Source organism: Streptomyces katrae (assembly GCF_000966975.1).
Taxonomy (GTDB): Bacteria; Actinomycetota; Actinomycetes; order Streptomycetales; family Streptomycetaceae; genus Streptomyces; species Streptomyces katrae.
The window spans coordinates 1-10,306 of sequence record NZ_JZWV01000747.1 but is presented as its reverse complement, the minus strand read 5'-3'; the positions used below and the strand labels follow the sequence as shown (position 1 = coordinate 10,306).

At 71.7% G+C, this 10,306-nt stretch carries 9 protein-coding genes and 1 tRNA gene; 5 read left to right on the top strand and 5 right to left on the bottom strand.

The genetic code is table 11. The features are described 5' to 3' along the window. On the top strand, positions 1-1,190 hold a 1,190-nt coding region (locus VR44_RS48540), incomplete at its 5' end, for a PP2C family protein-serine/threonine phosphatase (protein WP_045949987.1). A 95-nt stretch (positions 1,191-1,285) separates the two neighbouring features. Then, the gene (locus tag VR44_RS25795) at positions 1,286-2,356 is read left to right on the top strand and encodes a SigB/SigF/SigG family RNA polymerase sigma factor (RefSeq protein WP_094191920.1); all 1,071 of its coding nucleotides are present in this window, start codon (positions 1,286-1,288) and stop codon (positions 2,354-2,356) included. Here VR44_RS25795 and VR44_RS25790 read toward each other — a convergent pair. From VR44_RS25790 to VR44_RS25775, 4 genes are all read right to left on the bottom strand, one after another. Beyond that, entirely contained in the window at positions 2,266-3,570 is a 1,305-nt protein-coding gene (locus tag VR44_RS25790) for a phosphatase PAP2 family protein (RefSeq protein ID WP_425424536.1), read from the bottom strand. The two genes, VR44_RS25795 and VR44_RS25790, sit on opposite strands and share 91 nt — an antisense overlap. A 172-nt stretch (positions 3,571-3,742) precedes the next feature. Beyond that, positions 3,743-4,600 carry a fumarylacetoacetate hydrolase family protein gene (locus tag VR44_RS25785; RefSeq protein ID WP_045949986.1) on the bottom strand — a complete coding sequence of 286 codons (858 nt, stop codon included), beginning with the start codon at positions 4,598-4,600 and terminating at the stop codon, positions 3,743-3,745. 68 nt (positions 4,601-4,668) lie between these two features. Continuing rightward, on the bottom strand, positions 4,669-5,991 hold the full coding sequence (locus VR44_RS25780) for a helix-turn-helix domain-containing protein (RefSeq protein WP_169791047.1): 1,323 nt from the start codon (positions 5,989-5,991) through the stop codon (positions 4,669-4,671). Between the two features lie 425 nt (positions 5,992-6,416). Further along, positions 6,417-7,448, bottom strand: coding sequence for a beta/alpha barrel domain-containing protein (locus VR44_RS25775; RefSeq protein WP_045949984.1), 1,032 nt, complete (start codon positions 7,446-7,448; stop codon positions 6,417-6,419). Between the two features lie 508 nt (positions 7,449-7,956). Here VR44_RS25775 and VR44_RS25770 point away from each other — a divergent pair. After that, complete coding sequence (locus VR44_RS25770; RefSeq protein WP_052713823.1) at positions 7,957-8,574, top strand: LysE family translocator; 618 nt, start codon at positions 7,957-7,959, stop codon at positions 8,572-8,574. A gap of 85 nt (positions 8,575-8,659) precedes the next feature. Here VR44_RS25770 and VR44_RS25765 read toward each other — a convergent pair. Further along, a tRNA-Pro gene (locus VR44_RS25765) sits at positions 8,660-8,733 on the bottom strand. Positions 8,734-8,892: 159 nt separating this feature from the next. Here VR44_RS25765 and VR44_RS25760 point away from each other — a divergent pair. Then, complete coding sequence (locus VR44_RS25760) at positions 8,893-9,594, top strand: thiamine pyrophosphate-dependent enzyme (protein WP_045949983.1); 702 nt, start codon at positions 8,893-8,895, stop codon at positions 9,592-9,594. 12 nt (positions 9,595-9,606) lie between these two features. Continuing rightward, positions 9,607-10,306: transketolase family protein (locus VR44_RS25755; protein ID WP_045949982.1), on the top strand; the 700-nt coding region annotated here is incomplete at its 3' end.

The window sequence follows — 10,306 nt, the reverse complement described above, 5'->3', positions numbered from 1 at the left end:
GGGTGCTGCCGCTGGGCGGCGGGCGCGCGGCGGTGATGTGGCACGCCGACGACCGGCGCGGCCCGCCGGTGACCCGGGCGCTGGCGCGGCTGGACCAGCTGGCGGTGTTCGAGGAGGACCTGGTGGCCGGTACGACCGTGTGGAGCGCGCAGGCGTACCCGGTGTTCGGGCTGCACCCCGAGGACGCCGCCGTGCCGCTGCGCTCCCTGGGGGCCCGGCTGCACCCCGAGGACCGGGAGCGGCTGGAGGGCCTGCTGGGCTCGCTCACCGACCGGCACGAGGGCGGGCAGGTCCTGGTGCGGGTGCTCCGGCCCGGCGGCGGGATGCGCCGGGTCCGCGTCGCGGCCGAGCCGGTGCTGACGGGCAGCATGCTGACCGGGATCACGGGGGTGTTCCAGGACGTCTCGGCGCAGCACCACACGGAGGTCGCGCTCACCGCCACGTACGACCAGCTGTCGGCCGCGCGGACCGAGGCCGAGCTGCGGGACCAGCTGGTGCTGGGGCTCCAGCACGCCATCGTCCCGGAGGCGCCTGCCCTGGAGACCCCGCCCGGGCTGCGGGTGGCGGCCCGCTACCGGCCGGCCGCCGCGGAGTACCGGGTGGGCGGCGACTGGTACGACGTGCAGTCGCTGCCCGACGGGAAGGTGCTGGTGACGGTGGGGGACATCGCCGGGCACGGCATCGGGTCGGCCACGGCCATGATCGCCCTGCGCGGGGCGCTGCACGGCCTGGCCTTCACCGGGAACTCCCCCGGCCGGCTGATGGAGTGGCTCAACGAGGTGACCCTGCGCACGCCGGGGCAGCCCACGGCGACGGCGGTCTGCGCCCTGTTCGACCCGGCGGACCGCTCGCTGGCCTGGTCGGGGGCCGGCCACCCTCCGGTCCTGCTGCTGCGCGGCGGAAGGGCCCGCTTCATGGAGGACGCGTCCAACGTGCTGCTGGGCGCCCTGCCGGGGGCCGGGTACGGGGAGACGTACACCGGGCTGCGGTCCGGGGACACCTTGCTGCTGTACACGGACGGGTTCGTCGAACGACGGCACGTGGGGCTGGACGAGAGCCTGGAGGCGCTGCGCCGGGCGGTGGAGCGGCTGCCGCCGGGCCCGGCGGAGGAGCTGGCGGACCGGCTGATGGCGGCGGTCCTCGGGGACACCGACGACGACACCAGCCTGGTGGTCGTACAGGTCACGTGAGGCACCGCCGGGGAGGCGCCGGGGAGGGGAAAGGGTCGTAAGGCCAGGAATGGGTATGAATCAGGTGATATCTACATGGGCCGGAGGTCCGTTCCATGACCCGAATCCAGCAGACCCGCACGCAGCAGACCCGTGCGCAGCAGACCCCGCTCCGGTGGGCCCACGCCCGCCCCGCCGCCGAAACCCCTCGCGGGGCCTGCCATAGCCGCCCGCCACAGGAGTCCCCGGCGACACCCCTGGGGGAGCCCGTGGCGGACCTCCTGGCCGAGCCGCTCAAGGCCAGCACCGCCGACGCCCGGACCCTCTCGCGGTCCCTGTTCCAGCGGCTGGACGCACTGGAGGAAGGGACGCCCGAGTACGCGTACGTGCGCAACACCCTGGTCGAGCTGAACCTCAGCCTGGTCAAGTACGCCGCCCGCCGCTTCCGCGGCCGCAGCGAGCCCTTCGAGGACATCGTGCAGGTCGGCACGATCGGCCTGATCAAGGCCATCAACCGGTACGACGTCACGCGCGGGGTGGAGTTCACGACCTTCGCGCTGCCCACCGTCACCGGTGAGATCAAACGCTTCTTCCGCGACACCAGCTGGGCCGTGAAGGTCCCCCGCAGGCTCCAGGAACTCCGGCTGAACCTGGCCAAGGCCTCCGACGAGATGGAGCAGGACCTGGGCCGGCGCGCCACCGACGCCGAGCTGGCCGACCGGCTCGGGCTGACGGAGGCCGAGCTGGCGGAGGGGCGCCGGGCCGCCCAGGTCTACGCCTCGCGCTCGCTCGACGCCCCGGCGCTGGACGACGCCGATTCGGGTACGGCCCAGCGCCCGCTGGGCGAGGAGGAGCCGGTCTACGAGCGCATCGAGTGCCTGGAGTCCCTCAAGCCGCTGCTGGCGGAGCTCCCCGAGCGGGACCGGGAGATCCTGTCCCTGCGCTTCGGCCAGGAGCTCACCCAGTCGGAGATCGGCGACCGGCTCGGCATCTCGCAGATGCACGTGTCCCGGCTGCTCACCCGGACCCTCGCCACCCTGCGGACGGGCCTGCTGACGGACCCGCCGCCGGACGCCCCAGAGGAGCGGCCCGCCGCTCAGACCAGCTCGGGCTGCGGCTCGCGCCGCGGCTCCGGCACGGCCAGCCGTCCGGCCTCGCGCTCCCACAGCCTGGTGGTCCGTACGTAGCCGTAGACCACCGAGGCCGTCGCCAGCACGAGCAGCGGCCCGCACAGCCACGGCAGGGCGGCCAGCTCCTGCGACAGGAAGCGATACGAGAGCAGCAGCGCGGTGAACACGGCCGTTCCGTAGCCGGCCAGCAGGAGTCCGCGCCGGTCCCGGCCGCGGTCGAGGGCGCGCAGCGCGATTTCTATCGTGAGGGTGAACACCACGCCGGCGAGGATGTCCGCGCCGTAGTGGTAACCGAATCCGAGGGTCGCGCCGAGAGTGGCGACCAGCCAGAAAGCACCGAGGAAACGCAGGGCCCGCGGACCCTTCCGGGAATGGATGAAGATCGCGGTGGCCCACGCCGTGTGCAGGCTGGGCATGCAATTGCGCGGGGTGGACCCGTCGAAAATCATCGCCCGCGGGGTATCGAGCGGCGGCGGCGTGTGCGGCCAGAGATCGGCCAGGGCCCACTGGGCGCCGTCGGCGCCGTAGGCGAAGATCGGGCCGACCACCGGGAAGACCATGTAGATGCCCGGTCCGAGCAGCCCGATGACGAGGAAGGTGCGCACCAGGTGGTGCCGCGGGAAGCGCCGCTCGGCCGCCACGCCGCGCAGCTGGTAGAGGGCGACGACGACCGCGCCGACCGCGAGCTGGATGTACACCCACTCCAGGACGTCGGCGCCGATGGCGCCGGTGGCCTGGACGATGCGGCCGGCCACCCAGGAGGGGTTGCCGAGCGCGTGGTCGGCGGTCGCCACGTACTGGTCGAGCACCATCGGGCGGGTCTGCGCGGTGATGTCCAGCCAGGTGTAGCCGGTCTTGCGGCCGGCCACCAGCAGCAGGGCCAGCCCGACGCCCTTCAGCAGCAGGGCCCGCTCCCGGCCGGTGCGGCGGGTGACGGCGATGACGGCGCAGGTGAGGGTCACGATCAGCGCGCCGTTGCCGAACATCGTCGGGGCGCCGGCCGCCCAGCGCACCAGCCAGAAGAGCAGGTCGATGCCGACCGCGGCGCCGACGGCGAGGAACCGCTGCCGCCAGGTGAGCACCACGAGCATCAGGGTCATGGCGGCGTACAGCACGGTTCCCGACTTCGGCGGGAAGATCACTTCACGCGCCTGGGTGGTGATCGGGCCCGGCGTGCCGTAATGGCGCGCGGCGATCTCCAGGCCGACGAGGAATCCCAGGCCGATCAGACTCACGGCAGCCCACAGCAGCACCGGGGGCCGGCGCCATATGCGAGTCTCCGTTCCGCCGTCATTTCCTGAAAACAATCGCGATACCGCAGATATCAATTTTTCAGCCGATGTTCATGTTTCGACGTGATCATTGTTAGGCCGAACATGCTATCGGAGTGCCGGCGGGTACGGACACGGGCCGTACCCGCCAGGCTAAGGCACCCGCGGACGGCTAGCGGTCGGCCCGGCGCACGGTGTTGCGGAGGGTGCCGATCCCTTCGACCACGGCTTCGACGACGTCACCGTCCTGGATGACCCCGGCCCCGGGCGTCCCCGTGGAGAGGACGGAGCCCGCGTCGAGGGTCATGCCGCCGGAGAAGTGGGCGACCTGCCAGTAGGGGTCGCGCATCATGGCCGAGACCTGGTTGGTGGCGATGGTCTCGCCGTTCACCACGGTGGTGATGCGGATCGAGGAGAGGTCCCCGACCTCGTCCGGGGTCACGACCCACGGGCCCAGGCTGCAGAACGTGTCGAAAGCCTTGGACCACGGGATGTAGCGCGGGTTGACGCGGATCGCGTCCTCGGCGGTCATGTCCAGGATGGTCGTGTAGCCGAAGATGACGGAGGGGGCGTCCTCCGGCGCGACGTCCCGGCAGGTCCGGCCGATCACCACTCCGAGCTCGGCCTCGGCCGTGACGCGCTCCGACTGGACCGGCAGGACGATCTCGTCGCCGTGGCCGATGACGCAGCTGCTGGGACGCAGGTACGAGCCGGGGGTGCCGACGGGCTGCTCGACGTCGAGGTCGGCGGCGTGCCCCCGGAAGTTCAGCCCGACGCCCCACAGCTTGGGCGGGTGGCGGTAGATCGGCGCGAAGGCGGGCTCCGCGGAGAGGAGGGCCTTGGCCCTGGCCTCCGGGTCGGCCAGCGCCGCCCGGATGCTCCCCAGCTGGTCGCCCACGACCACGTCGAGCAGGGTCGGACCGAGCGTGGTCCCGGTCAGCTCGGCGAGGACGCCGAGCCGGACGATCCCGCCGTCGACGGCGATGCCGACGTCCTCCCGGCCGTCCACGGTCAGGGTGCAGAGGCGCATGCGTACTCCGTTTCAAGGAACTGAAAGAACTGAAAGAACTGAGGGAACCGAGGGAAGTGAGAAACCGGTCAGCACGCGCGCAGCGCGAGCCTGGGGGCGAGCGGTGGGCGGCCCCGCATCGCGGCCCGCACCAGATTGAGGAGGGTGAAGCGGACGGGACCGCCCGGCTTCGAGGGGACCTCGACGATCAGTCCGGCGTGCAGCAGTGACTGGAGGGCGAGGGCCGCCTCGGCCCGGGGCAGCCCCGACTGCCGGACGACCTGGTCGACGGTCCAGCCTTCGGACCGGCCGGCGAGCCGGAGGGCCAGGTCCTGGATGACGGGGGTCTGCCGGCCGAGTACGCCCTGTGCGGCCGCCACGGGGTCGGTCCGCATCGCGGGGTGGCCCGCGAGGGCTTCCGGCTCCTCCCGGGCCATGGTCAGCAGTTCGTCGATGGAGATCACGGTGGCCCAGGAGGCGGCGGACTCCAGGGCGCTGGGCAAGCCGTCCAGCCGGACACAGATCTCCGCGAGCTTGCGCAGCGCGCCTTCGCCCGCCTGGAAGCCGGGCCGCAGGTCGGCCAGGCGCCGCAGCAGGAAGTCCAGGGCCGCCGGGTGCGTGGCGGGGACCTGCGCCGTTCCCGTCCGCCGGGTGGGGAGGGGGGACACCAGGAACCTGTGGTGGTCCGAGACTCCGTGGGGGACGCGCCCGGTCTCCAGGACGCTGAGGCGGGGGCACTCGCGGATCAGGGTCCACACGGTCTCGCGGCGGACCCGGCCGTCGTCGTTGCCGTCGAGGACGAGCAGTGTGGCGCGGTCACCGATCTGCCGGGCGAGCCTGCCGACGCCCGTGCCCTCGCCGGCGAGCAGGTCGGAGATGGCGGTCTGCAGCGGGCCGCGGTCGAAGTCCTCCTGCAGCTGGACCCAGAGGACCGGTACGGACCTGGTCGCCGCGACGGAACCCGCCGCGGCGACGGCCAGATGGGTCTTGCCGACGCCCGGAAAGCCGGACAGGACCGTGATGCGCTGCTGCTCGTCCAGCAACTGCCGTACGAGTGACTCGAGTTCGCGAGCACGTCCGAGGAGCGGACGCGCCAGGACACTGATCGGCAGGACGAGGGTCTCGAAGAGCGCCTCGTCGACCTCACCGCCCGCCGAGAGCTCGAACGAGAGCCGCTCGTGGGTGCTCAGCTGCAGCACGTCCGCGAGGAGCCGCACGGTCTCCCGGCGCGGGGCCGCCACCCGCCCGAGCTCCAGGTTGCGGACCGCCCGCACGCTGACGGTGGAAAGGTCGGCCAGGGTCTTCTGGCTCAGCTGAGCCCTCTTCCGATACCGCTGGAGTAGGACTCCGAAGTCCTCGACATTCGCCCAGTTCATCATCTTCAGTTGCTCCAGATATGAATACGCGCGCACGCCGCCGCAATGATTGGAGTGACGGTTCCGTACGCAGCCGGCAGCCATTCCCCGCAGGGAATTCTTCTGGCCCCCGTTAGCCGGATCGGTACATATCGGCGGATCAGTCGGCGTACCGACTGCCTCGACCCTAACTGGAGTAGGTTGAACGGCGGAACCTCACGCGATCGAGCTCTCCGTTCCGCTTGGAGGCATATCGGCACTTGTGGCCGGCGGCGGGTGCCTCGTACTGCCGCACCCATCGGAAGGGATTGCCGTGTATAGCCGCATGATCCCGGTATAGGGCCTTGCGTTTATCGCCACAGTGGCGTGAACCCTGCGCTCCCGAAGGGATTGTGCGGGCAATTCGTGTGAGGGATGTCATGGGGACGCGCGACGGCCGGCCGCCGCGGAGCACCGCCCTGCGGCGGCCGGCCGGTGGGGGGTCAGGGCCGCAGGGAGACGGCCAGCTCCTTCACGAGCTGCTCCGTCGGACGGACTCGCTCGACCTCCGCGACGGCGGTCATCAGCTCGAAGACGTCGACGTCGGCGGCCTCGGCGCAGCGCGTGATCAGCGGGAAGAAACTGGAGTGGGTCTGCGTCAGCCCGCCGAGCACCTGGAAGGTCCGGTCGTCGTGCAGCCGCGGGATGGGACGCACGACCGACTCGCTCAGCTGGGCCAGCGCCCGGTAGTCGTACCCGGTTCCGGTCCGGTGGCGCGTCAGGATGGCGGCGAAGGCCTCGGTCACGGTGTTCCCCGCACCGCGTCCGATGCCGTCGAGGGTGGCGTCCACGTAGCGCGCCCCTCCCCGCGCGGCGGCCAGGGCGTTGGCATTGGCGAGCCCGAGGTTGTCATGGCCGTGGAAACCGAGCGGAACGGCGACTTCGGCGCCGACCCGCCGGAACAGTTCCTCGACCTCGTGCGGCAGGTATCCGCCGACGGAGTCGACCAGGTAGACGCTGTCGGCCCCGAAACCGGCGCACCGCCGGACCGCCGCCACGACCCCCTCGTCGTCCAGGACATTGGTCTTCATCAGGTTCACGAACGTCCGCAGGCCCAGTTCCTTGGCCAGCTCGACGAAACGTCCGGCCGGGGAGACGTCGGTGATGTCGACACCGATGCGCACGAATCCCATACCGGCCCCGGCGGCGCGGGTGAGGTGGTCCGGCTCGGCGAGGCCGGGAATGCAGAACATCCCCCACTCCGCCCGGTGCAGCGTCTCGGCCGCGACGGCGAAGCACCGCTCGTCGGCGACCAGGCTGGGCCGGGAGAGCGCCTCACCCGCGTTGAGACCGAGGCCGTGGCCCAGTTCGATCAGGTTCAGCCCCGCGTTCTCCAGGCCGGCCAGGACGGCTCGGATGGTCTCCTCCGTGAACCTGAAGTCCACGGAATAGCTGCCGTCCCGGAGCGTGCAGTCAAGGATCTCGGCCGCCGCCGCGGCACCGCGTTCGACAGACTCGTGCAATACGCCGCTCATGGAACTCCCTAACTCCCTAACCAGAGGAAAGTCGCTCAGGTCCTCCCAAGCTAGCCGGGGCCGGAGTGGCGGAGCGGCACCGAAAGAGGCACTTCCCCTGCTTCTGCAATCGGCCAAGCTGCCGCCTTGCGAAATCCCGTCGGCCCTCGTACGGTCCGGCCGGCGTACGGGATTCACCGCCGCAGGCCGTTCACGTGCAACGACGGACGGACCGCACTCGGCGGGCCGCGCCACGCCCACCCGAAAAGGGAACCCGTCCACGGGAGGAATTCTCTCCGGAAGCCGGAGGGGCTCTACAGGGGGAATGGAGCCCGGGTCGCGGAACGGCCCGCACGAGGCGTACTCCGACGGTCCTGCAGCCACCGCCCTTTAGCCTCCGAGAGGCTGCCGGACTTCCCGGACTTCCCGGACTCCATCGACCGGAGGACCCTTTCATGGACAGCATTGAGGACGAGAACCCATCCGCACGCGCCGGGGACGGCGGCGCCGTCGGCGACGGGCTCCCGTAGTGCCCACGCAACTGCCGCTCTTCGTCCTGACCACCTGGCTCCTCGCGATGCTCCCGGGTGCCGGACAGGCGATGATGATGAGGCAGACCCTGGAGGGCGGGCTGGGCGTCGCGCGGGCCACCATCGTCGGCAACGCGGTGGGGCTGCTCCTGTGGTCCCTGTCCGCGGCGGCGGGCCTGTCCACGCTGCTGCTGACCAACCCCGGCGTCTACACCGTCGTACGGATCGCCGGCGGCGTGGTGCTCGTCGTCCTGGGGATCAACACGCTCCGGGCGGGGCGCGCCGGCCCGACGCCGCCCGGACGGGACGGTCCGCGCGGAGGGAGCTGGGGCGCCTTCGGGACGGGGCTCGCGACGAACCTGGGCAACCCGAAGGCGGGCGTCTTCGCCGTCTCGGTGCTGCCGCAGTTCGTCACCGCGCACGGGTCGGCCTTCGCCTCGATCGCACTGCTGGGCGCCGTGTGGGCGTTCGTGAACGCCTGCTGGTACCTGCTGTTCACCTGGGGCGTCAGCCGCGGCCGGGCCCTGATGACCCGGCCCGCCGTGCAGCGGGGGCTGCGCGTGGTCACCGGTCTCGTACTCCTCGCACTCGGCACCGCCGTCGCCGCCGGGGTCTGACCCCGGCCGGCACCGAAGCCCCGGAAACGGCTCAGAGGTCGTACCGGATACTCCGATACGACCTCTGACCTGCGACTCTCACGAGTCGGGACGACAGGATTTGAACCTGCGACCCCTTGACCCCCAGTCAAGTGCGCTACCAAGCTGCGCCACGTCCCGATGCCGCTGACCTGGGGTTTCCCCCGGCCCGACCGGCATGAGAACAATACCGCACTTCCACGGGTGGTCGCGCGCACCTTTCGCGGGGCGCCCCGGACCTGACGCACCGGACGTCGGACCGCTTGACCTCAAGTCCACTTGAGGTCACATGGTTCCTGTATGACACACGCAACCGCGGACACCGGTTTCCGCTACGAGGACCTGGGCCGTCTGATGGCCCTGATGACCGGGGACGAGAAGCACGGCCCCGCCGCCACCTCCACGCTCGACGTGCTGTGGGTGCTGTACGACCGGGTGCTCCGGGTCGGCCTGGGCAGCGCCGACGAGCCCGGGCGGGACCGGTTCCTGCTCTCCAAGGGGCACGGGCCGATGGCCTACTACGCCGTGCTCGCCGCGAAGGGGTTCTTCCCCGTGGACTGGCTGCCCGGCTTCGGCACCTTCGACTCCCCCCTCGGCCACCACCCCGACCGTGTCCTGGTCCCCGGCGTGGAGATCGCCAGCGGCTCCCTCGGGCACGGTCTGCCGCTCGCCGTCGGCAGCGCGCTCGGGCTGCGGGCACAGGGCCTCGACGAGCCCGCCGTGTGGGTGCTGATCGGGGACGCGGAGCTCGACGAGGGCAGCAACCACGAGGCCATCGCCTACGCCGGCTCGGCCGGGCTGGAATCCCTGCACACCGTGGTCGTCGACAACGACTCCGCCACCCACGGCTGGCGCGGCGGCATCGCCTCGCGCTTCGAGGCCGCGGGCTGGAGCACGGCCACCGTCGACGGACGCGACCACGCGGCACTGCACGCCGCGTTCACCGCACCGCACCCGGGACGGCCGCACGCCGTCGTCGCCCGGGTCGAGAAGAAGTTCTGAGGGGGAAGAGTCATGGACACCATGCGGGAGCGGTTCATCTCGGTCACGTCGCGGCTGCTCGACGAGGACCCCCGGCTGGCCCTCGTGCTCGCCGAGATCACCATGGATGGGTTCCGGCCCGCGCAGCGGCGCCACCCCGACCGCGTGATCAACGTCGGGATCCGGGAACAGCTGCTCGTCGGCGTGGGCGGCGGCCTGGCCCTCACCGGGCTGCGGCCGGTCGTCCACACCTTCGCCAGCTTCCTGGTGGAGCGCCCGTTCGAGCAGGTCAAGCTGGACTTCGGGCACCAGGACACGGGCGGGGTCCTGGTCAGTTCCAGCGCCAGCTACGACTGGCCGGCCGGCGGGTACACCCACATGGCCCCCGGCGACGTGGCCCTGCTGGACACCCTCGACGGCTGGACCGTGCACGTGCCCGGCCACCCCGACGAGGCGGAGGCCCTGCTGCGCCACGCGTACGCCGCCGGGGACGACCGGGTCTACGTCCGGCTCTCCCAGATGTCGAACGCCGCCCCGCGCCCCGGCGCCGACGGCCTGCGGTTCCAGACCGTGCGGGAGGGCGGCGCGGGGGTGGTGCTCGCCGTCGGCCCGATGCTGGACGGCGTCCTCGCGGCCACCGAGGGCCTCGACGTCACCGTGCTGTACGCGGCCACCGTGCGCCCCTTCGACGACGCGGCCCTGCGCGCCGCGACCGCGCGGGCCTCGGCCGACA

Coding starts and splice junctions, on each gene's coding strand:
- VR44_RS25795 (WP_094191920.1), top strand. CDS start 1,286: ATGACCCGAATCCAGCAGACCCGCACGCAGCAGACCCGTGCGCAGCAG.
- VR44_RS25760 (WP_045949983.1), top strand. CDS start 8,893: ATGACACACGCAACCGCGGACACCGGTTTCCGCTACGAGGACCTGGGC.
- VR44_RS25775 (WP_045949984.1), bottom strand. CDS start 7,448: ATGAGCGGCGTATTGCACGAGTCTGTCGAACGCGGTGCCGCGGCGGCG.
- VR44_RS25785 (WP_045949986.1), bottom strand. CDS start 4,600: ATGCGCCTCTGCACCCTGACCGTGGACGGCCGGGAGGACGTCGGCATC.